20 protein-coding genes are annotated in these 23,444 nt (G+C 47.2%); 8 read left to right on the top strand and 12 right to left on the bottom strand.

Features of this window, described 5'->3' with window-relative positions:
* Positions 1 to 7: 7 nt before the first annotated feature.
* The 5 genes from IQ217_RS01045 to IQ217_RS01025 form a co-directional block, all read right to left on the bottom strand.
* Entirely contained in the window at positions 8 to 907 is a 900-nt protein-coding gene (locus IQ217_RS01045) for a ferritin-like domain-containing protein (protein ID WP_194018601.1), read from the bottom strand.
* On the bottom strand, positions 891 to 2,030 hold the full coding sequence (locus IQ217_RS01040; protein WP_228023898.1) for an aromatic ring-hydroxylating dioxygenase subunit alpha: 1,140 nt from the start codon (positions 2,028 to 2,030) through the stop codon (positions 891 to 893). Before IQ217_RS01040 ends, IQ217_RS01045 begins: the two co-directional genes overlap by 17 nt.
* Complete coding sequence (locus tag IQ217_RS01035) at positions 1,994 to 2,713, bottom strand: hypothetical protein (RefSeq protein ID WP_190599299.1); 720 nt, start codon at positions 2,711 to 2,713, stop codon at positions 1,994 to 1,996. Before IQ217_RS01035 ends, IQ217_RS01040 begins: the two co-directional genes overlap by 37 nt.
* Before the next feature lie 45 nt (positions 2,714 to 2,758).
* The gene (locus IQ217_RS01030; protein WP_194018599.1) at positions 2,759 to 3,838 is read right to left on the bottom strand and encodes a fatty acid desaturase family protein; all 1,080 of its coding nucleotides are present in this window, start codon (positions 3,836 to 3,838) and stop codon (positions 2,759 to 2,761) included.
* 491 nt (positions 3,839 to 4,329) lie between these two features.
* Positions 4,330 to 6,036 (bottom strand): potassium channel family protein, encoded by a 1,707-nt coding sequence (locus IQ217_RS01025; RefSeq protein ID WP_194018598.1) that lies wholly within the window; start codon positions 6,034 to 6,036, stop codon positions 4,330 to 4,332.
* 296 nt (positions 6,037 to 6,332) lie between these two features.
* Between IQ217_RS01025 and IQ217_RS01020 the strand changes: the two genes are divergently transcribed.
* The 3 genes from IQ217_RS01020 to IQ217_RS01010 all read left to right on the top strand — a co-directional run bounded on the left by IQ217_RS01020 (position 6,333) and on the right by IQ217_RS01010 (position 8,924).
* A complete protein-coding gene (locus IQ217_RS01020) occupies positions 6,333 to 6,683 on the top strand; it encodes a phage holin family protein (protein ID WP_190599295.1) in 351 nt (116 codons plus the stop codon).
* Between the two features lie 125 nt (positions 6,684 to 6,808).
* On the top strand, positions 6,809 to 7,660 hold the full coding sequence (locus IQ217_RS01015; protein WP_194018597.1) for an SPL family radical SAM protein: 852 nt from the start codon (positions 6,809 to 6,811) through the stop codon (positions 7,658 to 7,660).
* A complete protein-coding gene (locus IQ217_RS01010) occupies positions 7,653 to 8,924 on the top strand; it encodes a Slr0286 family photosystem II assembly protein (protein WP_194018596.1) in 1,272 nt (423 codons plus the stop codon). Before IQ217_RS01015 ends, IQ217_RS01010 begins: the two co-directional genes overlap by 8 nt.
* Here the strand turns inward: IQ217_RS01010 and IQ217_RS01005 are convergent.
* A complete protein-coding gene (locus IQ217_RS01005) occupies positions 8,921 to 10,267 on the bottom strand; it encodes a hemolysin family protein (protein WP_194018595.1) in 1,347 nt (448 codons plus the stop codon). The genes IQ217_RS01010 and IQ217_RS01005 overlap by 4 nt on opposite strands.
* A gap of 289 nt (positions 10,268 to 10,556) precedes the next feature.
* Here IQ217_RS01005 and rpsP point away from each other — a divergent pair, with 289 nt between their 5' ends.
* The 3 genes from rpsP to IQ217_RS00990 all read left to right on the top strand — a co-directional run bounded on the left by rpsP (position 10,557) and on the right by IQ217_RS00990 (position 13,613).
* Positions 10,557 to 10,805: a 30S ribosomal protein S16 gene (gene rpsP / locus IQ217_RS01000; RefSeq protein WP_190599633.1), complete on the top strand. Its 249-nt coding sequence runs from the start codon at positions 10,557 to 10,559 to the stop codon at positions 10,803 to 10,805.
* A gap of 40 nt (positions 10,806 to 10,845) precedes the next feature.
* Positions 10,846 to 11,202 carry a KH domain-containing protein gene (locus IQ217_RS00995; protein ID WP_190599632.1) on the top strand — a complete coding sequence of 119 codons (357 nt, stop codon included), beginning with the start codon at positions 10,846 to 10,848 and terminating at the stop codon, positions 11,200 to 11,202.
* A gap of 236 nt (positions 11,203 to 11,438) precedes the next feature.
* Entirely contained in the window at positions 11,439 to 13,613 is a 2,175-nt protein-coding gene (locus IQ217_RS00990; RefSeq protein ID WP_194018594.1) for a glutamine synthetase III family protein, read from the top strand.
* 140 nt (positions 13,614 to 13,753) lie between these two features.
* Here the strand turns inward: IQ217_RS00990 and IQ217_RS00985 are convergent, their stop codons facing one another.
* The 4 genes from IQ217_RS00985 to IQ217_RS00970 form a co-directional block, all read right to left on the bottom strand.
* Complete coding sequence (locus IQ217_RS00985) at positions 13,754 to 14,914, bottom strand: serine hydrolase domain-containing protein (protein ID WP_194018593.1); 1,161 nt, start codon at positions 14,912 to 14,914, stop codon at positions 13,754 to 13,756.
* Between the two features lie 43 nt (positions 14,915 to 14,957).
* Positions 14,958 to 15,725 (bottom strand): class D beta-lactamase, encoded by a 768-nt coding sequence (gene blaOXA / locus IQ217_RS00980; protein ID WP_228023894.1) that lies wholly within the window; start codon positions 15,723 to 15,725, stop codon positions 14,958 to 14,960.
* 270 nt (positions 15,726 to 15,995) lie between these two features.
* Entirely contained in the window at positions 15,996 to 16,478 is a 483-nt protein-coding gene (psbV, locus tag IQ217_RS00975) for a photosystem II cytochrome c-550 (RefSeq protein ID WP_190599628.1), read from the bottom strand.
* A 167-nt stretch (positions 16,479 to 16,645) separates the two neighbouring features.
* Positions 16,646 to 16,846, bottom strand: a complete 201-nt coding sequence (locus IQ217_RS00970; protein WP_190599627.1) for a translation initiation factor IF-2 — start codon at positions 16,844 to 16,846, stop codon at positions 16,646 to 16,648.
* Positions 16,847 to 17,103: 257 nt separating this feature from the next.
* On the opposite strand from IQ217_RS00970, the gene IQ217_RS00965 reads away from it, so the two are divergent.
* Positions 17,104 to 17,940: a sirohydrochlorin chelatase gene (locus IQ217_RS00965; RefSeq protein WP_228023893.1), complete on the top strand. Its 837-nt coding sequence runs from the start codon at positions 17,104 to 17,106 to the stop codon at positions 17,938 to 17,940.
* Here IQ217_RS00965 and tsaE read toward each other — a convergent pair.
* Positions 17,937 to 18,410: a tRNA (adenosine(37)-N6)-threonylcarbamoyltransferase complex ATPase subunit type 1 TsaE gene (tsaE, locus tag IQ217_RS00960; protein ID WP_194018591.1), complete on the bottom strand. Its 474-nt coding sequence runs from the start codon at positions 18,408 to 18,410 to the stop codon at positions 17,937 to 17,939. The two genes, IQ217_RS00965 and tsaE, sit on opposite strands and share 4 nt — an antisense overlap.
* 178 nt (positions 18,411 to 18,588) lie before the next feature.
* On the opposite strand from tsaE, the gene gcvP reads away from it, so the two are divergent.
* Complete coding sequence (gcvP, locus tag IQ217_RS00955; RefSeq protein ID WP_194018590.1) at positions 18,589 to 21,540, top strand: aminomethyl-transferring glycine dehydrogenase; 2,952 nt, start codon at positions 18,589 to 18,591, stop codon at positions 21,538 to 21,540.
* Positions 21,541 to 21,603: 63 nt separating this feature from the next.
* On the opposite strand, the gene recN is transcribed toward gcvP, so the two are convergent.
* Positions 21,604 to 23,358, bottom strand: coding sequence for a DNA repair protein RecN (gene recN, locus IQ217_RS00950; protein ID WP_194018589.1), 1,755 nt, complete (start codon positions 23,356 to 23,358; stop codon positions 21,604 to 21,606).
* Positions 23,359 to 23,444: the final 86 nt, after the last annotated feature.

Genomic DNA, 23,444 nt, shown 5'->3' with positions numbered 1-23,444 from the left:
TTATTTTCTAACACAATTCAGCCGGATAGGGAATAAAACATTGTTGTTCTTCCAGGCGAGATAAAATTTCCGGTGGTACTCCATGGACCATTAAGGAACGCAAAAGATTGAGTTTATTTTGGCTCTGCACTTCCGTTTGCAATTGGGTAAAAATTTGCCGGCGATCGCCAGGGGATAAATAACCTTTGCCCTGTTCTATGGCTTTAACCAAGCGTTGGGGCCCCACTTGCACCATCTGCAAAAATTCCCTGAGGGCTTGGTAAATATTTTCTAGACTGAGTTGATCGTATGACCAAGTTTGTAATTGGTGAACTCCCGTGGCGTGGTGGCGGGCTTCAGCGGCCAAAAAGCTTTGTAGGGTTGCGGTTAAACGATCATTTTGACAATGGCTGGCGAGGGAACGGTAATGGCTCAAGCCCCAACCCTCTAGGACTACCTGCACCATGGTTAACAACAGGGCTTTATCGTTGGACTCCAATAACTGCCCCATAAAAGATAAAAAACTATCCTGATTAAATTCTGGTTTCTGCTGAAAAAATTGTTCGATTTGGCATAAATGTTGGGCTTCATCGGCGGCAAATAAACTGTATAAAATTCGTTCTTCTTTGCTTTCTGCTAGCAGGACCATTTTCGCCATATAGCCCACTCCCGCCTGCTCCACCCAATAAATTTCCGTCAGTAAATCCTGGTTGGCGATCGCCAAAATTGTAGACTTTTCTTCCGCACTGGCCTGCTGAAATAGGGTTACTTGATTTAAGCCAAAATATTCGGCGGGCCAATATAATGGCTGGCCATGGTCAACACTTTCCTTCTCCCCTGGTCGGTTCAGGGCTGAATTGAGAATTCGCTGCAGGCGATCGCCGGAGGAAATCGAGGGGAGCATAAAGCCGCTAATGGATTGGGTCATGGATTTTTACCCCTCCATTGTGGTTAGTTACTGCCGGGGCAGAGGGCAATTTTTCCTCATCTATTGGTTGCCAAGTTTCCCAATGGAGGACTAGTTGCTTTTCCAGGTGGTGGATAAATTCAAGAATTGATCTATCCTCTGCCAGGGGAGTTTTGAGCGCAAATTTAATGGTCTCAAAAATCTTAGTATCTCCCTTTGCAAAATAGTTGCCCACCAGATTGGTTAGCCAAAGAATAATGCCATTAAATAACCAGCCCCACAGCCCAGGGCGATGCTTGGTTAACAAAATTGTTTGCCCTTCCGTTTGCCCCTTTTGCCCTAAGCGCAGGGTAAACATAATGTAGAAATGCAAAAAGTCTGGCCCCAAAGTTACTGTGCCCGTACTGCCAAACCAATAGGATAAATTATAGGTGCCCGCTTCTCGGTAAAATGGTTTAATTAAACGCACCAAAAGGGAATCATTGCCTCCCTGGGTGGTGTTGGTAAAATTAATCATGTTTTGATTAATAATCTCGGCTTTGAAGTTGATCTCCACCGGGAAATTATGCACCGTATTGAAATGGTGGGCATCAATGGCATTAACCATCACCACATTGGGATGACAGGCTTTTGTAAAATTTTTACCCAAGGTACTGGCCACTTTTTGAGCAGCTAACTCCGGCGGCACAGGCAAGGTTTGACTAGGTTCAGTCCCAGTCCAGAGCCAAATTAAACCATAGGCTTCGGTCACTGGCCAGGTAGTAATTTTTAGCGGCAATGATTTCCCTAAACAGGGTACTTCCACGCATTGTCCATCGTGATTGAACCGCCAATTGTGGAAAAAACAACGCAGACTTTCCCCTTCCACTTTGCCCTCCGCTAAATGGGCCCCCATGTGGGGACAATGGGCATCCACCGCCACCACTCGGCCGCTGTCAGTGCGATAAACCGCCAAATCTTTGCCCAATAAAAATACGGCTTTAACCTGGCCCCGTTTTAATTGTTTAGAGGGCAGTAACCAATACCAACCGGCTACAAAGCGCTGGGGCTGATTAAAAACTTTGGCGGATTGCGGTTTGGGCAGGAAAACCACAGTGGTCAGACCAATTAGCTCAAGATATTTACAGCATAGCTGGAATGCCAAATTCTTAGCCCCGCTTTGGTCAAATTTTCCGTTGACACTTCGGCCAAACAAACCAATTCATCCCCCTGCCCATGGCCAGGATTTTTTTGCAAAAAGAACTCCACATGGCGATCGCCTAATTTTTCCATGGGTACCTGGCGCAGGTTAGGGGTTAATACTTGGGGCTGGGGTAAACGCACAATGCCCACACTGGGATCGTAGTTAGCTTGGAATTTTTCCCGGGCTAGTTGGTCAATAAAATCTTGTACAGGCGGTGGAGTGGGGTGGAGATAATGGGGATAGAATTCCTTGGCAAAAATGCTCAAAAACCGATAGGTGCGGTAACCGGAGGAAATCAGGAGCCAATACAGTTTTTCCGGTTTTGCTCCATGGAGAATTTGCATGGCCTTTGTCCAAGCCTTAGCCAGGGCTGGGTTAGACCACATGGACGGATCAGTAATGGTATCGCCGGAATAGACAATTCTGACGATTTGTCCTTGCCGCTGGGCCGGGTAGAAGCAAAAGGTAGTGAAGCCTTTCAACACCCCAGCCAATTTGAGTAAAATCACCCAATCCTTACCCCCTAGGTCGGCTTGAAATTGCGTCCAATGGACTCCCTCAAAGTGGGTTTGGAGCAGCGCAAACATGGCCAGTTGGTCGGTATTGGGGATTTGGTCGGCGGGCAACAGAAAGGCTTCAATCATAGATTTCTGAGGGATTTTGTCTTCTCCCTCAATCCCCGGGGAAGGTCATGATGCTTTGCCCATGGCTTCTAGCCAACGATAATTAGAGGCGATCGCCGCTCTGAAGGTGGGATAAACTTTGTACTCCACATCAAATTCTTGGCAAACATCCTTAATGATATTTTCTAGCTGGGGATAGTGAATATGACAAATATTGGGGAAAAGGTGGTGGGTGACTTGGTGATTTAAACCGCCACAAAACCAGTTCCAAAAGGGATTAGTGGTGGCAAAGTTGGCCGTGGTGCGAATTTGACAAATAGCCCACTCGTCATCAATGGCGCCGGATTCATCATCGGGGGTTAAAAATTCGGTGGATTCCAACACATGGGCTAGCATAAAGATGGTACAAACCACAATGCCGTAGGTCATATAGGTGACGGAAGCACCAATTAATACTTCCGGAATGGAAAAACCTAGGGCCAGGGGTAAACCGAAAACGTAGCCTAACCACAATAGTTTAATTCCTAGCAGGCTAACTAATTCCAGGGGCTGAAAAGGGGGGATTTTATGGTCATGGTATTTACCTTTATTAAGCACAAGGTAAACGTCGTAGAGAAACCAATAAAAAGGAATAAAAAGATACAGTCCCCAAATATAAAATTGCTGGAAGCGATAAATACTAAAATGTTCCTGTTCAGGACTCATGCGTACTGCTCCATCCCCATGGATTTCCACGTCGTGGCCGAGGATATTGGTGTAGGTGTGGTGCAAATAGTTATGACGATAGCGCCAAAGAAAACTGGATAACCCGACAAAGTCGTAGGTCAGGCCCAAGGCCCGATTCACGTAGGGATTAGAGGAATAGGCGTTGTGGTTGGCATCATGGCCGACATTGAAGGAAAAGGCCGCCACGGCGATCGCCAAAACCACACAACCGAGGAGGCGTACCGGAAAAATAACTGGAGCAAAAAGCACAAAGACCCAAGCGGAAAACAACCAGAGCACGATGATCAGGGTTTTCAGATACATGGCGGGGTTATCCCTTTGGGTCAGGCCATGCTCGGCAAAGTAGGCATCAACCCGTTGGTTTAGTACCCGACGAAACCCCCGCTTCTGGGTAAATTTAATTCTTTCCGCTGTTAACATTTATAAATTTTAAATAGATAAAAAACTCCCACATTATACCGCTATTAACTACCAAAAAAACTCCAGCACCGAGGGAATCTAAAAATTTACTCAAAATAGCAGACCGTTGACAAAGTTATCGCCTGCTCCCCATCAACCCGTTCAAGCTCCAGCAAGAAGAGAGAAATTGTATAGGGTTTTTTCTCAAAATTGAGTAGTGAGAGGATTATTTAAACATATCTTGAGGAGAATGACGAAGTCTTCCTGAACAGATGCTAGTCAACCACCACAGTAACTAAACAATAAAGTGAAGCTGTTGGCTCCATTCATCCTTTTCTAGTATTATTTGCCAGTAAAATTTAGCTACAAGTTAAACTTATGTTGCTTTTTTTTGCTTTAACTTTTCGACAAAAATCACCCTCTGCTGTCGTCTAATTTAAAAATATCAAACATAGGCAAAATGTTCTTTTTTGATCACTATTAGCCCAGGCAAAAATTCTATTCCACCCATGCTAAACCAAAAAAGAGTCCAGGGGATCGGCGGTGGCATGGGGCGATCGCCAAAGTTGCTCCAGGGCAGTGGCGGGCATGGTTAGATACAATACATCGCCGGAGGTGAGATGGGTACCCAACAATTCCCAGCTATGGATGGTTTTACCGCCCCGTTCTAGATAAAGGGGGACGAAATCTGATTTGTGAGCCGCAATTTTCACCAATTGCTCAGCAAAGGGATGGTTAGGGGTAATTAACGTTGCTAGGGCTACCCAAAGCAGATCGTCGGTCATGCCGTTGCCCAAAATTTTGCCCCCCAGGGCCGCCGCCGCAAAGGAATAGGTGGCCAATTCCGCTGGGCAGAGCACCGTTTCAAATTCAAATACGTCCTGGAGGGACAAGCTAAACTGGGCATCCTGACAGCGCAACACCACCGGCAAACTAGGGGCGATCGCCTTGGCGGTCAGACCAATTTCCAAGTTCACCGTATCATTACTGGTGGCCACCACAATGGCTTCGGCTCGGTTGATATTGGCGCAGGCTAAACTTCTTTCTAGGCGGGCATCTTCTACAATTACTGGCACCCCCAGGGAACGGGCCGTATGCAAGAAACGATTATCCGTATCTTTTTCGATCACCACAATTTCATGGCCCTGGTGGATTAACTCTTCAATAATGGCCATGCTCACTCCCCCCAGCCCACAAATGATGATGTGATGGCGATCAGGTAACTTGGCCGCATCCAAAAACTGACTAAAGCGACTGCCAAGGATGAAATCGTTCAGCAGGGCATAGCAAATGCCAATTACCCCTGCCCCAGCGATCATCATCACCGCTGTGAACACTTTGATAATATCGGGGGACTTTTCCGCCACTTCTTCCTTGCCACCGGCCCCGGTAATCATACCGACGGAAAAATACAACGCGTCCACCGGAGCAATGTGTTGGTCAATGGAAACGTAGGTGAATGTGGCCAGAAAAATCATCAACAATAGGAATAAAATCACCCACATCACCTGTTGGACGTAGCGCTGATATTCCCGTAGATTGGTAATCAGTTTGGAAAATTTGCGCCAAGGCGATCGCCGTTTGGCCTTGGGTTGGGGTTTTTGCCCCACAATCAAATGATCCCCAGCTTGCAAAGTTAGCCCATCCACCACTGCGCCGATTAAATTCGTTTCACTATGGGCCGGCAGATAATAGATCAACATCCGACTGGGGTCGTCCCATAAATCTGCCAGGGGTAAATTGAACCAGGGATGGTCTTGGTCAATGATAATTTCTTGGATAGGCCAAGTCTGGTCAAACAAACGCAATTGCCCGATCGCCTGATTACCCAAAGCCGCAAAGGAAAAAATCGGGGCCGCCAGGGCAGAAACACTTAAACTAACGTGGTCTGGGAGGGTGGTGTCTAAACGTTTGCCCAGAGCATGGTTAAACAAACGATTAACAATGCGAATGCGGGGATTGAGAATGCGGGCCTGGGTCAGGATAGCCAAATTGAGGGCGTCGTCACTGGTGGCTAGCACTAGGGTTTGGGCGGTGTGGATGGCGGCCTTAGTCAGAGTCGCGGTGGACCTCAGTTCCCCCACCACAATATTGCTGGGATTTTCCCCTGCTATGGGGCGATCGGAAATGCCAATCACCTCCGCTCCCTGTTGTTTAAGCAAGCTAAAAATTCGATAACCCGTTTGTCCCAGCCCACAAACGACGATGTGCGGTTTCATAACGTCCTAAAAAAATGGGAACCTGAACAAAAAAACGTCGCCAACGAGAAGCCCTGTCCCAGGGCCGCTGGAACTGATCAAACTCACCAAACAGCCCCTCGCTAACCCAGCCATTTCATTTTCTCCATTCTCCCCAGACACCGCTAGCAAAACTGTCACCGTTCAATCATTTTGTCCCCACTGGCGATCAAGCCTGCTCCATTACCCGCGGTAAACCGACCAGTCAACCATTGCGGCCAACGTTTAAGATGGGGACATTGTTCTAGTTTTTGATTGTAATTACCAACGGAGGGAAAATGTTACAACTGCTTATCGTCTGGATTGTCACCTCGGTTAGCCTCCTGATTATTGCCCAACTGCCAACGGGGGTAGAAATTTCCAGCTTTAAAAAAGCGCTTATTTCCGCAGTGGTTATCGGTTTGCTCAATGCCTTAGTGCGCCCAGTACTGACATTTTTTACCTTTCCCCTAATTTTTCTCACCTTTGGGTTGTTCTACACCGTAGTCAATGCCATCATCTTTGCTCTGGCGGCCGCCTTTGTGGAAGGATTTAGTCTCCGTTGGGGTTTTTGGAGCGCCCTCATTGGAGCCATTTTGCTGGGATTGATCAACTCCATCCTCTTTCAGTTACTACCCGTTGGCAGCTAGTCCAAACCCTGACTGAGTCATTGTCGTGGGGTTCTAGAGTGCCTAGTTGAGGCGGTGGGGGTGATTTTAACTTCACCGCTTTCAACTACCCTTGCAAAAACTGCAAATTATTTGAGGGAAAAGCTTTGCAAGTCACCATTAACCAAGCTAAATCTCTCCTCAATAAAGCCACTGGTTTTATCCAGGATTATGATTTTACTCTTAATCCCTATCGCGGTTGCCAGTTTGGTTGTAACTATTGCTACGCTTCTGCCTTTAGTCCTAACGCTCAACTAAAGGCTAATTGGGGAGACTGGGTAATGGTAAAAGAAAATTCAGCAGAATTATTAGTAAATGAACTAGAGCGAATTAGCAAAAAATACGATCGTCCGATTCGGATCTATATGAGCAGTGTAACAGATCCTTATCAACCCATTGAGCAAAAAGCACAGATCACCAGGAAAATTCTACAGGTCTTAATTAAGTATCAACCTGTGTTAGTTTTACAAACTCGCAGTCCCATGGTTGTGAGAGATATTGACCTTTTACGTCAATTTCATAACCTAAGAATTAATATCAGCATTCCCACTGCTAGTGAAAGAGTAAGAAAAGATTTTGAAAGCCGTTCTCCCAGTGTTAAAGCTCGCCTACAGACGGTGGAAAAACTTAGGCATCAACTTCCTTCTGACGACGATTATAAAATCAAATTCGCCATTACGATGACCCCCCTGTTGCCTTCCTACGATGAAGATTTAGCAAAATTTATTGAACAATTAGTCACGGTTGATAGAATAGTTATACAGCCATTTCACAGCAGTCAAAATCAATCCTTAAAAGCATCCACTCCTGCCAAGGCAATAGAATTAAAAAGAAAATATGAGTGGTGGTATCAAAACGAAAATGAGAATTACCGTAATCTGCTCAACAGACTAGAATTGATCAAGCAATACTATGGCGTAGAAATTTTTGAAGGTAGGGAAGGATTTGGTTATGATTAACCCGATTCAATTTGTTAAAAGTTTATGGCAATTGCAGATTATAAAAGCGGAAATTATCAAAGGAAATCGCAAATTAGCTCAACATTTAATTTTAGCAAGGAAAAAACAGGGATATAAATTAACTTTGTTGGAAAAATTATTCTTGGAAAGCCAGGAACAAACCAAGCAAAATAGTGATTATTTGCCCGAATCTACTGCCACTATAGCTAGGCAAAAATTTACCGCACAACAACAGTTAATACAAAAAATTAATAGGGCTTTTCATTTAATTGATCACGATGGCTACAAAATAGAATGTACGGGAATTGACGAGTATGTTTTTACGAAATTAGAGGCTGAATTAGTGATGTTTTTAGAACAAATCATTGATGCCGTCGACTTGGATAAAAATCAAGTTAAGCAAAAAATCAAAGAGGCTTATCGAGATTTAAATGGACTAAAGAAAGGAATTGATCCAACCTATGATAAGGCTTTTAGTCCCCATGTTTATTTTATCAAATATTTTTTGGACAACGTTTATTGTAGTTATCTCGCCTATTTTTTTATCTATCAATCTGGTCAATTAAATCGAAATCTTAAAATTCTTGACATTGCTGCCGGCCCCGCTACGATGCTGTTTGGTCTATCCCTCTTTTTAGAATCTTTGACTGATTATCAAGGAATTGCTGATTTTACCTGTTCCTATTACTCCCTAGAAAAACAACGAAATTTGCAGTATAGGGGGCTGCAGTTTTGGCGTCAATATCTTGATAGTCTTCAATTGCCACCCAATATTTTTTATCAATTTAATACAGTCAGCATCTTCGATTATGACAATTACTTCTCTAAGTTACCTAGGGGATTCTTCGATTTAATTATTATTGCCCATTGTTTTTTCTATCAAGGGGAAGATAGAAGTAAATCCTTCGATATTTATCGATCAATTTTTAAGCAATGTTTGCGATCAGACGGTAGGGTTTTGTTGGTTATTCAGGGAAACAAGTTTTATAAAATGTTTGACACCTATGCTGATGAAAACATAGATAAAGAACGGTACTTAATTGATACGTTTTTAGACTCTCTCGGTCTGCGACTAATCTTTTACAAGTACTTGACTTCAACCGGCAAGCGAGCTAGCAGTAAGGAGAATTTTAAACAATTTATCCTAGGTAATCTTCCAGAACAACCACAAATGGATAAATTAAAATGGGAATATCTTAACTATAAAAATCCCAGTAAATATGTTATTGATGATTTTGTGATTTATGCAGAAAGGCAATTTTAATCATCTGTTTCAGGCTCTTCTTCCGTTGTAGAAGAATCCTCTGGTAATTGACTAACTAGCACCTTATCAATGCGGATACCGTCCATATCCACCACTTCCACCCGTAGGGTATCGGAAACAAAATGTTCCCCTGATTGGGGAATTTTACCCAGGCTTTCAATCACAAAGCCCCCTAGGGTATGGTAGTGGCCTTCCTCTTCGTTGGAGAGGGTTTCAATATCGAAAATTTCCTTAAATTCGTCAATGGGCAGTAGGCCATCGAGCAGGTAGGAACCATCTTCCCGTTGAATGATTTGGGGCTCTTGAATTTCGTCGTCATTGGGAATGCTGCCCACGATCGCCTCGATCAGGTCATTGAGGGTGACCAATCCTTCGATACCGCCATATTCATCCGTAATTAGGGCCAGGTGGATACCGGAAGCCCGGAACATTTCCAAAACGTTGAGGGAACGGGTATTTTCCGCCACAAATAAGGGAGGCTGAACAATTTCTTCCAGATTGATTTTTTGCCCAGACCATTGGCTATTGAGAATATCCTTTACCCGCACAAATCCTAAACATTCGTCCAGGCTATCCCTACCCACCGGAAAGCGAGAATAGGGAGTATCGAGGATTTCCTGTTGATTTTCTTCCCAATCTGACTCCACATCTAGCCAGGCGATCGCCGTGCGGGGAGTCATCAAAGTTTTAACGGGGCGGTCCCCCAAACGAAAAACCCTTTCCACCATTTCCTGTTCCGCTTCATCGATCATGCCGGCCTGGGCACCTTGTTCGATCATGACCCGAATTTCCTCTTCCGTGATCGGGCTAACTTCCCTACTAGTGATGCCAAATAGCCGCAATACCGCATCAGTGGAAAGCCCCAAAAGATATACGAAGGGGGCGGTGAGCTTAGCCACCAAATGCATCGCTGGCGCCACGCCACAGGCAATTTGTTCGGGATGACTGAGCGCGATGCGCTTGGGCACCAATTCCCCCACCACCAGGGATAGATAGGTAATAAAACTCACCAACAGAAAAATGCTGAGGGGACTGGCGTAGGGAGCCAGTAGGGGAATATTGTTGAGAAAATCCGCCAGCCGCAGGGCCACCGTTGCGCCCCCCACCGCACCACTCAAAATGCCAATCAGGGTAATGCCAATCTGCACCGCCGACAAAAAATTATTGGGGGCTGTGGCCAGCTTCAGTGCCAGCTTTGCTTTGCGATTACCCCGCTTTGCCAACTGTTCCAAACGAATCTTACGAGCTGAGACGATGGCAATTTCCGAGCCGGAAAAAACTCCATTTAACACCACCAAAACGAAGATGAAAAAAAGTTCCAGCTCAACAGAAGAGGAAAACATTCAATTTTTAGGGATATGAATCCGGTAGGCCGGGGATAAAGTCGGTGGGGAGTGGCTAACGACAACCATCAATCATAGAAGAAAACATCCCGACTGTCTGTGCTCTGGAGCCAGTTTGTCCCCAGGGGAAGGCCCAGGATCCTTGACCCCGTTGGGCAAGCTCTGTTCCCATGGCTATCTGCGGCGGTGGGATGGGGCCCCTGGCAATTTACGCCCCGAAAATTTCTGGCCCCAAAAAATAGGTTAGAATGATAAACGCGAAATTTTTCCCAATCTATTTTTAGTTAGTATGATTAAACTCCGCCTGAAACGCTTTGGCAAGAAACGTGAAGTGAGCTATCGGATCGTCGCCATGCACAGCACCAGCCGTCGGGATGGCCGCCCCCTGGAAGAATTAGGTTTCTACAATCCCCGCACCGATGAAACTCGTCTTGACGTACCGGCGATCGTCAAAAGATTGAAAGAAGGGGCCCAACCCACCGAAACCGTCCGCTCCATTTTGACCAAAGCCCAGGTTTTTGAACAGCTAAAAGCTTAGTACCGGTTTTTTCCGTGGTGTTTACCAACGTTTGCCCCCTGTGACTACCCTAAACTACGTTGAATTGGTCAAGTTTCTTGTCCGCCCCTTTTTGGAAAAACCCGATGACCTGAAGGTGGACTGCGAGGTGTTTCGACAAAATAGCCGGGTTTGGATTCGGTTAGCCCTAGGGGACGAAGACCGGGAAAGACTCATCGGCCGGGGGGGACGGAGTTTGCAAACCATTCGCACCCTGCTCACCACTGCCGCCGACCAGGTGCAACAGTCGGCCTTCCTAGAAATATACGCCACCGATTCCATTGGGAAATCAACCCCCCTGCGCCGCCGTCGTTCCTCTGCTGGTCCTGCCCCTGTACGTCGTTCCCGCAGTCGGGGAGAGTCCGTTAATCGCTACTAGGGGGGGCTAGTTTTTCTTGATAAAACATGCTCTGGAAATTTTTCTAATTTGCCCTTAGGCAAAGCCATTTGTTTGTAATTTTTTTTATATTATGGCCCCATGGCACCGGCCCGCTTTCATTTCTCCTTGGGAGGATAAGGAAGGGGTCTTTGTTTTTGTATCTATATTGTCTATTTTAAAAAATCATCTTGCGTATGATTGGGGGGTCTGTAAATTCTGAAATAGAGATTTCGTCCATGACTGGAAACGCCGCCCGCACCCAATCAATTAACAAGATCGTTAACCGACCTACGGCTCCCTGCAAAACTGTACCTCGGCTGGAAGACATGTGGGCCGAGAACGTTTTCAATCTAACCAAGATGCAGGCGAGCCTACCTAAAAACGTCTTCAAATCCATTAAAAATACCATTGTAACGGGGGAAAAGCTGGATCCCACGATCGCCGATGCAGTGGCCACGGCCATGCGGGATTGGGCTATGGGCAAAGGGGCTTTATATTACGCCCACGTTTTCTACCCCATGACTAACCTCTCGGCGGAAAAGCATGATGGCTTTATTTCCGTGCAAGGGGATGGCAATGTTATCTCGGAGTTTTCCGGCAAAGTTTTGGTGCAGGGGGAACCGGACGGATCTTCTTTCCCCAACGGTGGCATTCGGGATACCTTCGAAGCTAGGGGCTACACGGGATGGGATGTAACTAGTCCCGCCTACATTATGGAAACAGATAATGGTTCTACCCTCTGTATTCCTACGGTATTTGTTTCCTGGACCGGGGAAGCATTGGACAAAAAAGTGCCTTTGTTGCGTTCCATTGCCGCCATGGATAAAGCGGCCAATAAGGTGCTCAAACTTTTAGGCAACGAAAATATAGCCCATGTCAATTCCAGTTGTGGGGCGGAGCAGGAATATTTCCTCGTTGATGCCAATTTTGCTAGCCAACGTCCCGATTTACTCTTAGCCGGTCGGACTTTATTTGGCAAGGCCCCCGCCAAGGGCCAAGAATTTGACGACCACTATTTTGGCGCCATTCCCGAACGGGTGCAGGTCTTTATGCAGGACGTGGAGGAAACCCTTTATAAATTGGGCATTCCCGCCAAAACCCGCCATAACGAAGTTGCCCCTGGTCAATTTGAAATTGCGCCCTTTTTTGAAGCGGCTAACGTAGCCAGTGACCACCAACAGTTATTAATGACGGTGTTGAAAAATACCGCCAAAAAACACGGCTTTGTCTGTCTATTGCACGAAAAGCCCTTTGCTGGCATCAATGGTTCCGGTAAGCATGTCAACTGGTCCGTGGGCAACTCCACCCAGGGGAATTTGCTCGATCCCGGCGATTCTCCCCATGACAATGCCCAGTTTCTGGTCTTTTGCGGTGCCGTAATCCGGGGTGTCCATAAGTATGGCCCTCTAATGCGGGCGGCGATCGCCACGGCTAGTAATGACCATCGTTTGGGGGCCAACGAAGCACCTCCGGCCATCATATCCGTTTACCTGGGCACCCAGTTGGAAGAGGTTTTTGAACAAATCAAAACCGGCAGTGTGAAAGACTCCAAGAAAAAAGGCGTGATGGACCTGGGGGTTGATGTATTGCCCGACTTGACCAAAGATGCCGGCGATCGGAACCGGACTTCTCCCTTTGCTTTCACTGGCAACCGCTTTGAATTTCGGGCGGTGGGTTCTAGCCAGTCCGTTTCTGGCCCCCTGATTGTGCTCAACACCATGTTGGCAGAGTCCCTGACCTGGGTTGGCGATCGCCTGGAGGCCGAATTGAGCAAGGGATTGGAACTGGAGACCGCTATCTTGACGGTACTCAAGGAAATTATGGAAAGCCATGGCCAGGTGATTTTTGGTGGCAATGGTTATTCCGAAGAATGGCATAAAATGGCTGTGGAAGAACGGGGTCTGGCTAACCTCCGCACCACCGCCGATGCCCTACCAGTGCTCAAGGAAAAATACATCGAGGAGTTGTTTGAAAAAACCGGTGTGTTGACCCCAGTGGAATTGGAAAGCCGCTTTGAGGTCTATGCCGAGCAATACATTAAGTCCATCGACGTAGAAGTAAAACTCGTCATCAGCATCGCCAAAACCTTGATTTACCCCGCGGCGATCGAATACCTGTCGAAGCTTTCTGGCACCATCGCTAGCCTGGGCAGCATGGGTATTGACCTGGATAAAAGCAGTGCCAAAACCATTGCCGAATTAGCCAACAAAATGATCTCCACCGTTGATAAATTGAGCAGTGCCTATGAAAAACATGGCTTTGCTTCAACGGAGGAAGAAATGCAATACTATGCCCAAACCCTACGTCCTTTAATGGATGAAGTTCGAGTTTATGCCGACGGCATTGAAGCAGAAGTTGCAGATAGTTACTGGCCCCTGCCCACCTACCAGGAAATGTTGTTTATTAAATAGTCAAATCTCGATTAAACAACTTGGGGTTGCCGGTGCTGATCAATAGATCAATAGCCAGTCGCAACCCGAATACTTGTGGAGATACGGCCCCGACGGCGATTATGTTTTCGTTGTGGGTCGTTTTTTCTAGGGGGGTTTTTCTAGCCAAAGTTGGGTATAGGCTGATTTGGGTTTAAAGATTGCACCAACTTTCTAGCAATCAACGTGCTGTGGGCTTCATCAGAGGAATTAAGTCCGATGGTGGTGGCCACTACCATGGCTAAGGATTGGGACGGCAGGGCGGCGAGAAATAAATTATAGCCACCAAAGCGGGGATTTTGTACCAACCAACCATTGGCGTAAACAATGCCCAGACCATAGTAGAGGTCGGCCCTATTTGTGCTCAAACCCACAGTGGTGGGAGCAATTTGAGCTTGAATGCCTTGGGGGGATAGCAAGGAACCTTTGGCGATCGCCAAGGCCAGCATACTGAGATCTCCTAGAGTCGAAATCATCATTCCAGAGAAGGAAGTCCAGGAAGGGTTCCAGTAAGTGGAGTCTTCAAAAACGTCCCGATCTTGACTAAACGCGTGTAAGACCGGCGGCGGAATTTCACTGCTATGGGGATAACTACTGTGCCCCAAACCCAGGGGCGCAAAAATTTCCTGCTCCAGTAATTTATCCATGGGTTGCCCCGTGATCCTTTGGAGCAATTCCCCCAAAACAACAAAATTTGTGTGGGAATAATTCCAGCTTTCCCCCGGTTCGTACAGGAGGGGAGTGGCAAAGGCAATGTCTAGCAATTCCTGGGTTTGCCACTGACGGAAAGGATTGTAATTGTTGGCGTCGATGAAAGTCTGGTCCTGCTCAAAGTCTGCATAGCCGGAGGTGGAATTGGCTAATTGTTGGAGGGTGACTGTTTTTGCCCTTGGTAACTTTGGCCACCAACGGGCCACCAAATCATCTAAATTGACCAGTCCCCGGTCCACCAATCTCAATAGCACCAAGCAAATGCAAGTTATGGTAACTCCCCCAGCCCGGAGATGCATAGCAGTGGTAGCAGGCACATTAGTTTGGGAATTACCGATCGCCGTGGAGATGATTGTTTTTTCTCCCTGCCAAATACCGCATAACAAAGCAGAAAGGTCATATTCTTGCTTTGATTCTGCCAAAATAGCCAGAATTTCCGCCGCTGGACCTAATGCAGTCCCCCCATTGTCGGCGATCGCCGGAGAGGCCAAACTTTTGCTTTTGCGGCTCCCGAACCAAGCGGAGGCAGCTAATAGGGCCAACAGGCGGCGACGTTTAAGATTAAAGTCCATACATAAGCCCCAGCTAGGCGAGAAAAAATTTCCCAAAAGCTAGTCAGAGTATAGCTAAATCAGTTAAACAGCGGCGGGTTAACTGCAGGCGAGCTGGGCCATCATTTTCAGCGTGAATATCAATATTGGTGGCAAAAAAGTAAACATTGTCTTCTTTTTCTACATAACCGAAGTACCAACCAATGTTAGGCCGGGAATAATCACCAAAACCAAACCAACCAGTCTTAGCCCGGATGATATATTCTGGAGTTTTTTCTGTGATCATAATATCTTTGACAATGGCAACTGTCCGCTCTGAAAAAGGCAGTTGGTTACCATGGAGACGACGTAAAAGCTGTATCTGTTCTTGGGGGGTAGCTTGCAATGTTCCATTTAACCAAAATTGATCAATATTCTCTTCTGTCCCAATTTGTTGATTACCGTAACCAACTTTAGTAATCCATGCTTCCATCCTTGCATGGCCAACCCTACGGGCTAGCACTTGATAAAACCAAACCGCAGAAATCTTAAAAGCTTCCCGTAAATTCAAATCCCGATTCCATTGGGGCAATTCTCTCTCAATGCCATCCCAGGTTAGGACAGAAATTTCGTCTTGAATAACGCCGCTTTCCACAGCAATGAGGGAATTGAGAATTTTAAAGGTGGATGCCACAGGAAAATAGGTTTCATTTCTTTGGGGATTATGGGCTAAGATTTGCTTATTTTCTTGGTCAACGACTAAAATTGAGCCTTGGACTCCCAGATCACGGAAATGTTTTCCACAGTCAATGTTTTTAGCTAGATAAATTGGATTTTTTGTGTTGATCGTCATATTTAGCTGACTGGCAAGACTGGGATTCTTTTCCCATAGGATTAATGACATACAAGTTAAAAAAGCAGTAACAAAATTTGCTAAATAGATAATTTGATTCATGGTTCTTTTCAAGTTATTTAGAAATTAAATTTGATCAAAGAGGACAAATTATTAAAGCCTTTCGAAAAGGTTTTAACTTAGTTCCCAATGAAAAAAGACCTCCAACTCAGAGTCGAGGGGAGATCTAACTTATTTTTATGGAGTTTGATGGTTTACTTCTGTATTTTTCTAGAAGTAGATGGTGCCACCCCACCGTTCATCCAATTTGGGAGCAATAAGGGTGTAACCAGCCACATCAAAGATGTCATCTTCGGTGTAGTTTCTCATTTCTGGGTAAATGTCAGGACGGGAAATATTGGGGTGTAATTCCGAATAGTCATCTTCACCGTCATAACTCTTGGGATTTTTGAGATATTCCACCAAGGCCAGGACGTTATCCCGACGGGGCTCAGCACCGGCCAAGTCTACCAACCCTAAACTGACGTTATTGTTAGTTTTGGTTTTACCCTGGAGGTGACATTGGGTACAGGTGTCCACAAAAATCTTTTGGCCGTTGGTGAACTGGCGGGCGGTTAAAGTTGTGGTGCCACCGGCCTCATCTAGGGCAATGGTGCGGGTGCTTTCGGTCAACTCCACCGCATTGGCACTGCCAGCCATGGTATTAAACAAAAATAGGACAGAGGCGATCGCCACCAGAAAAAAGCGTTTCACAAAGGTTCTCCTCAAACTGTTGGTATAAGGGGTGAGAAAGGTAATCGGTCAATTCTCAATCTTTTTTTTAAAATAGGGTTTTAATCAAGTGTGCCAAGAAAATCGAGGGTTTTTGATCGGTCAGTATGGTGATAGGGGCCATAGCAATGGTCTGACATTGTTGGGAACTAGAAATTGTCCCCTTCCCCGGCGGCTGATTGTTGACGGTGCAAAATTTGCATAATTACCGCCTTCGCATCCTCCAGGGCCAGATTAGTTTCTTGGTTTTTGTAGGCTATGCCGAGTTGGTCGCACAGGTCAAAGACCGATTGCACAGTCAGATCGTACTCCGTGGCAATGGACTGAATCGACAGATCCGCAAACCCCATAAAATTTAATTGCTATGGTTTACCGAAAGATTGAGTGGTATAACTATCATGCCATTGTAAGTTCCCTTTGCCACAGCCTCCCTCCGGCGATCGCCGAGAGATTTGCTACGCAGGGCGCCATGGCCGGGGTAAATTGGGTTGGAAATTGCAGTTTTCGGAGGAAGATAGGGCGGAATTTGGTTAAAATCGCCACCCCAGGACAGGAAAATGTTGATTAAGATATATGAAGCTAAGGCCCATTTACCCCCCAATAAGCTTTGTCCACCGCCTATCTGTTGGTTGCCCACGGTAGCCGTGATCCCCGTCCCCAGATCGCCCTCGATCGCCTAACTTATCTAGTGGGTCAGTTTTTGCGCCCCCGTTCCGCCGCAGGAAAAAAGGCCCTGATCAAGCGCCATGGCATGGCAACTTTGGGGCGTTATCCTGGAGGATCTTTGACCACTGTTAGCCAGGACAATAGTTCCCAGTCCCCAGCCCAGGTATTTAGCGCCAGTTTGGAAGCCCAAGCCCTGCCCCTCCATCAACAATTGGTCAACCTTGCTAGGGATTTGATTCCCCAAGGGGTGAAAAAAATTGCCATTATGCCCCTTTTCCTACTCATGGGGGTGCATACCTGCGAAGATTTACCCCGGGAAATTGCCCAAGCCCAGGCCCTATTGGGCAATAGCATCTCCATTGATTGCTTACCAATTTTAGGGGTTTACCCCTGGCTACCCGCTCTGCTAGATAAGTGTTTTACCCAGTACCAAAACCAACCCCAGGCCGAAAGAATTTTATTAGCCCACGGCAGTAAACGGGCCGGTGGTAATTTGGCGATCGCCACTGTGGCGGAAAAATTAGGGGCCAGGGCGGCCTATTGGAAAGGGGGCGTCAGTTTGGATACTGTCCTGGGGGAAATTAAGACAGCGGGGGAAGTGGTGATTTTGCCTTACTTTTTATTTGCTGGGGGATTGACAGATCTAATCAGGCAAGAGCAGGAGCAACTCCAATCGGTCCATGGTCAGCTCCGCCTTAAATTGGGAGAACCCCTAGGACCCCAACCATTACTGGCCCAGTTAATTGCCACGGAGCTACAGCGTTTTAACGTGTTTTAACTAGGGAGTAACAAATTCTTTAAGTCCATGGCCCAGTCCTGGGCTGTCAGGGTGATGGCCCGCCCTTCCCCTTGGTGACACAGTTCAATTTGTAAATATTGGTTTGGTAGTTGGGGGAGTCTTTCCGGCCACTCCACAGCGGTAATACCCAAGGGAAAATCTTCCCCCTGCCAATATTGTTCTGGGTATAAATATTCGACTTCAAGGGAATTAAGCCGATACAAATCCAGATGGTAAAGGGGCATCTTGCCTTCCCGATACTCATTAACAATGGTGAAAGTAGGACTGACAATTTCCCCTACAATGCCCAAACCTCGACCAAGGCCCTGGACTAAGCTGGTTTTCCCGGCCCCCAAGTCCCCCTGCAACAAAATAATGGTGCCCAGGGGTAGCCGTTGAGCCAATTGTTGCCCCCATTGGTGGGTCGCATTTAGGTCGGGAAGAAAAAATTGCATAGAGTTTTCATTCATCGGCAAATGGGAGAAAGTTTAAAGGTATTGGGCAAGTTTGATCTGGATTACCCCGCCTGGAAAATGTTGACCCCTAGTCCTACTAAAATTTGTTAAGCTTTGTATCTAATTAGAGCCAATCTGTAACATTTTTTGACAGATCCAGTCTAGGCGTTCACCCTTTCCCTACTCCCCCATTATGCCCAACCTAGAGTCCGCCGTTGTTGTCCCCACCTCCGAGGCGATCGCCGTTGACCTGAACCAGCTAGAAGGAAAATTGGCTCCGGCGGATAATTTTTTGGAGCGTCACCTAGGGCCCGGCGAAACGGAACAGCAGCAGATGCTCCAGGCGTTGGGTTTTGATGCATTGGGGGATTTGATTGACCAAGCGGTGCCCCCGGCCATTCGTCTCTGCCGGTCCTTAAAACTGCCCGCTTCCCAGGGTGAGTATGGGGCGATCGCCCAATTGAAATCCATTGCTTCCAAAAATCAAGTTTTTCGTTCCTACATTGGCATGGGGTATTACGACACCATCACCCCGCCGGTTATTCAACGGAACATTTTAGAAAATCCCGGTTGGTACACAGCCTATACCCCCTACCAAGCAGAAATTGCCCAGGGTCGCTTGGAAGCGCTGTTAAATTTTCAAACCATGGTGATGGATTTAACAGGGTTGGAAATCGCCAATGCTTCTCTGTTGGATGAGGGTACCGCTGCCGCCGAAGCCATGGCCTTGAGTTATGGAGTGAGTAAAAGCAAAGCTAATGCTTTTTTTGTTGCCCAGGACTGCCATCCCCAAACCATTGAGGTGATTAAAACTAGAGCTAATCCCCTCGGCATTGACGTGATTGTGGGCGATCACCGCACCTTTTCCTTCTCCACGCCCATTTTCGGCGCTTTACTGCAATACCCCGCCACCGATGGGGCCATCTATGATTACCGCAGTTTCATTGACCAAGCCCACCAGCACCAAGCTTTAGTTACCCTGGCCGCCGACCCCCTCAGTCTGACTTTGCTGACTCCCCCCGGTGAATTGGGGGCCGATATTGCGGTGGGCAGTACCCAGCGGTTTGGCATTCCCTTGGGCTACGGTGGGCCCCACGCCGCCTACTTTGCCACCAAGGCCGAATATCAACGGAAAATGCCGGGGCGCATTGTGGGGGTTTCTAAGGATGTCCATGGTAATCCCGCTCTCCGCTTAGCTCTGCAAACCAGGGAACAACATATCCGTCGGGACAAGGCCACCAGCAATATCTGTACTGCCCAAGTTCTCCTGGCGGTGATGGCTTCCATGTATGGGGTTTACCATGGCTCCACGGGGTTAAAAAATATTGCCCTGAGAATTCACCAGTTGACAGCCCTATTGTCGATTGGTTTAAAGCGGTTAAATTACAGCCTCAATAACGATTACTTCTTCGATACTCTACGGGTGGGGGTAGGGGAACAGAGTGCCCCAGCCATTTTGAAAGCAGCGGAAGTGCGGGGGATTAATCTGCGGCCCCTGGCCCCTGGGGAAGTGGGCATTAGCTTAGATGAAACAGTGACAGTGCAGGATCTGCTCGATCTGTGGCAAATTTTTGCTGGCAAGGATGATTTACCCTTTACGCCCGCAGAACTGTGGTCGGAAGTTAAAACCCGTTTCCCCGCAGATCTAACCCGTCAGAGTCCTTACCTAGAGGACGCCGTTTTTAATCAGTACCATTCAGAAACGGAGTTATTGCGCTATCTCCATCAATTAGAAAGCAAAGATTTAGCCTTAAACACTTCTATGATTCCGTTGGGTTCCTGCACCATGAAACTCAACGCCACAGCGGAAATGATGCCCGTTACCTGGCCCGAATTTGGCAAAATTCACCCCTTTGCCCCCGCTGGTCAAACGGAGGGTTATCAAATTTTATTTGCCCAGTTGGAAGCTTGGTTGCGGGAGATCACCGGTTTTGACGCTATTTCCCTGCAGCCCAATGCCGGTTCCCAGGGGGAATATGCCGGTTTGCAAGTGATCCGTCAGTATCACCTCAGTCGGGGAGAAGCACAACGCAATATCTGTTTAATCCCTGAATCTGCCCATGGCACCAATCCGGCTAGTGCGGTGATGTGCGGCATGCAGGTAGTGCCGGTGAAATGCGACGGGGAAGGCAACATCGATGTGGAGGATTTGACGGGGAAAGCAGAAAAGTACGGCGATCGCCTAGCGGCCTTGATGGTGACCTATCCTTCCACCCATGGGGTATTTGAAGCTACCATCGGCTCAATTTGCGATATTGTGCATCGCTTTGGCGGCCAAGTTTATATGGACGGGGCCAATATGAATGCCCAGGTGGGGTTATGTCGTCCCGCCGACTTTGGGGCGGATGTCTGCCATCTCAATTTACACAAGACTTTTTGCATTCCCCACGGCGGTGGTGGCCCTGGTATGGGGCCCATTGGCGTTAAGGCCCATTTAGAAGAATTTTTACCCCAGACTAGCCTAAATTCGTCTGCTGCAACTCCAGAAGAAGATCAGTCCATTGGCATGATTTCCGCCGCCCCCTACGGCAGTGCCAGTATTTTGGTGATTTCCTGGATGTACATTGCCATGATGGGGCCCCAAGGTTTGACCAAAGCGACGGAGGTGGCCATCCTCAACGCCAATTACATGGCCAAGCGGTTGGAAGATTATTACCCCATTTTATTCAAGGGTAACAATGGCTTGGTTGCCCATGAATGCATCCTTGATTTGCGCCCCCTCAAGAAGCAAGCGGCTATCGAAGTGGAAGATGTGGCCAAACGCCTAATGGATTTTGGTTTCCATGCCCCCACGGTGTCTTGGCCGGTACTGGGCACCATGATGGTGGAACCGACGGAAAGTGAATCCCTGGCGGAATTAGACCGTTTTTGTGATGCTATGATTGCCATTTACCAGGAGGCCCAGGCGATCGCCCATGGAGAGATTGATCCCGCTGATAACCCGTTGAAAAATGCCCCCCATACGGCCCAATCCCTCATCTGTGGTGAATGGAACCATGCCTACGACCGGGAACAGGCTGCCTACCCCGCCCCCTGGACTAAGCAGTTTAAATTCTGGCCCGCCGTTGGTCGCATTAACAATACCTACGGCGATCGCCATTTAGTTTGCTCCTGCGAGGGGATGGAGGCTTACAAGGAAAGTTAACCGGAATCAGGGCAACGGTGAGGCGGGGGACAAATTGTTCTCCAATTTGTTTGCCCGTGGCAGTTAAACCTGGGAGGCTTGGCGACGGGCAGCAGATTTTTCTAGTAGGGATTGGGCAAAGGCTAACGCTTCTTTGGCGGAATGGCCCCCGGTTAATTGGGCTAATTCCTGTTGGCGATCGCCATCGGATTGGAGGGGGGTAATGCGAATAACGGTGCGTAAATCTTCATCAAGCTGGGGGTTCGCCGGATCGGCAATGTTCTCGTTAATAACCACTTTGTCCACATGGAAATGGACATCGGCCAGGGCCGCCACCAAGGGTTGATGGGTGACACAGAGGAGTTGTTGACGCTGACTCAGTTGGGCTAGTTTGTCGGCGATCGCCTGGGCCACTTTGCCGGATACCCCCACATCAATTTCATCGAAAATTAAGGTCTGACTGGGGGGAGATAGGTCACTAAAACAGGCTTTGAGGGCAAGGAGGAAGCGGCTCATTTCCCCACCGGAGGCGGTGGCCGCTAAAGGTTGAATTTTTTCCCCTGTATTAGGACTGAAATAAAATACTACCTGTTCTGCTCCAAAACTACTGGGAGGGGTGGACTCCAATTGACAAACGAAAATCACCTTTTCCATGGCCAAGGGTTTAAGTTCCTGTACCAATCTTTTTTCCAGTTTTTGGGCTGTTTTCTGTCGGATTAAAGTTAACTGGCCACAATGCTTGATTAATTTTTGCTCTGCCTCAGTCAATGCTTCTTGCAACTGGGCCAGGGATTGTTCTCCGTCCGTCAATTGGTCATATTCAGCTTGAATTTTTTCCTGGTAAGTAATGGCTTCGGTTAAACTGGGGCCGTATTTACGAGAAATTCTTTTCAATATTTGTAATCTTTCTTCCACTTCCCCCAACCGCTCTGGGTCAGCTTCCAAATTATCGCCGTAGCGTTGCACTTGCCTTCCCGCTTCAATTACTTGGGTTAATGCTGTTTGTACTAACTCCAATAAGGGATTAAGGCCACTGTCAAATTCCGCCATGGTTTGCAACTGTCCCTCCGCATCCCCCAACAGATCGGCGATCGCCGGGGCATCCCGTTCACTTTGGTACAAAAGTTGAGTAGCCTGGTAACTTAATTGCTGTAGTTCCACCACATGGGAAAGTTTTTCTTGCTCTTGGATTAACAATTCCCATTCATCACCATCGGTTAATGCTGCTTCCGTCAATTCCTGTAACTGGTAAGTTAAAAAATCTAACCGTTGTAAACGATTTTGTTCCGATTGTTGCCTGGCTATTAAAGCTTGTTTTGCCTGGGTAAATTGTTTGTAGGCATTCTCCACTGCCTGGCGTTTTTCTAGTAAAGCTTGACCACCAAATAGATCTAGTAATTGTCGTTGTTCCCCTGGATCTAATAACTGTTGAGTTTGACCCTGGGCTGTAATTTCCACCAATTGGCTTCGTAATTCTGCCAAAATTTGTCGATTTACCAACACCCCATTAAGGCGAGAACGGGAATTTAACGAGCTTCCTTTTTTGCTAAATTCCCTGGTGCAAGCAATGGTGTTATCTTCTAACGGTTCAATGGCCTGGGCCACTAACCATTGGTTAATGGCGGGGGGAGCATTAAAAATTCCCTCAATGGATCCATTGGGACAACCCTGACGCAGAACCCTAGCCCCGGCCTTCCCCCCTAGCAACAAATCAATAGCATCAAGCAAAATTGATTTCCCCGCTCCGGTTTCCCCCGTCAATACATTTAAGCCTTGCCCGAAGTTAATTTCTAAGCAATCAATCAAAGCAAAATTAATAATCCGCAGGGATAGTAGCATGAAGAATTGGCCAATGGTTTGAACATTCTGCTATGAGGGAGTGCCCGTTACAATAACTAAGCCTAGAATACAAGTGCAAATTAAAG

The organism is Synechocystis salina LEGE 00031, assembly GCF_015207985.1.
In the GTDB taxonomy this organism is placed as follows: Bacteria; Cyanobacteriota; Cyanobacteriia; order Cyanobacteriales; family Microcystaceae; genus Synechocystis; species Synechocystis salina.
This window is presented reverse-complemented; position numbering and strand designations above follow the sequence as displayed.

Excerpts from the sequence above, each read along its gene's own strand:
- IQ217_RS01045 (WP_194018601.1), bottom strand. The coding sequence starts at position 907 with ATGACCCAATCCATTAGCGGCTTTATGCTCCCCTCGATTTCCTCCGGC.
- IQ217_RS01005 (WP_194018595.1), bottom strand. The coding sequence starts at position 10,267 with ATGTTTTCCTCTTCTGTTGAGCTGGAACTTTTTTTCATCTTCGTTTTG.
- IQ217_RS01020 (WP_190599295.1), top strand. The coding sequence starts at position 6,333 with ATGTTACAACTGCTTATCGTCTGGATTGTCACCTCGGTTAGCCTCCTG.
- recN (WP_194018589.1), bottom strand. The coding sequence starts at position 23,358 with ATGCTACTATCCCTGCGGATTATTAATTTTGCTTTGATTGATTGCTTA.
- IQ217_RS01025 (WP_194018598.1), bottom strand. The coding sequence starts at position 6,036 with ATGAAACCGCACATCGTCGTTTGTGGGCTGGGACAAACGGGTTATCGA.
- rpsP (WP_190599633.1), top strand. The coding sequence starts at position 10,557 with ATGATTAAACTCCGCCTGAAACGCTTTGGCAAGAAACGTGAAGTGAGC.
- IQ217_RS00985 (WP_194018593.1), bottom strand. The coding sequence starts at position 14,914 with ATGGACTTTAATCTTAAACGTCGCCGCCTGTTGGCCCTATTAGCTGCC.
- IQ217_RS01030 (WP_194018599.1), bottom strand. The coding sequence starts at position 3,838 with ATGTTAACAGCGGAAAGAATTAAATTTACCCAGAAGCGGGGGTTTCGT.
- IQ217_RS00990 (WP_194018594.1), top strand. The coding sequence starts at position 11,439 with ATGACTGGAAACGCCGCCCGCACCCAATCAATTAACAAGATCGTTAAC.
- IQ217_RS01035 (WP_190599299.1), bottom strand. The coding sequence starts at position 2,713 with ATGATTGAAGCCTTTCTGTTGCCCGCCGACCAAATCCCCAATACCGAC.
- IQ217_RS00970 (WP_190599627.1), bottom strand. The coding sequence starts at position 16,846 with ATGGGGTTTGCGGATCTGTCGATTCAGTCCATTGCCACGGAGTACGAT.
- IQ217_RS01010 (WP_194018596.1), top strand. The coding sequence starts at position 7,653 with ATGATTAACCCGATTCAATTTGTTAAAAGTTTATGGCAATTGCAGATT.
- blaOXA (WP_228023894.1), bottom strand. The coding sequence starts at position 15,725 with ATGACGATCAACACAAAAAATCCAATTTATCTAGCTAAAAACATTGAC.
- gcvP (WP_194018590.1), top strand. The coding sequence starts at position 18,589 with ATGCCCAACCTAGAGTCCGCCGTTGTTGTCCCCACCTCCGAGGCGATC.
- tsaE (WP_194018591.1), bottom strand. The coding sequence starts at position 18,410 with ATGAATGAAAACTCTATGCAATTTTTTCTTCCCGACCTAAATGCGACC.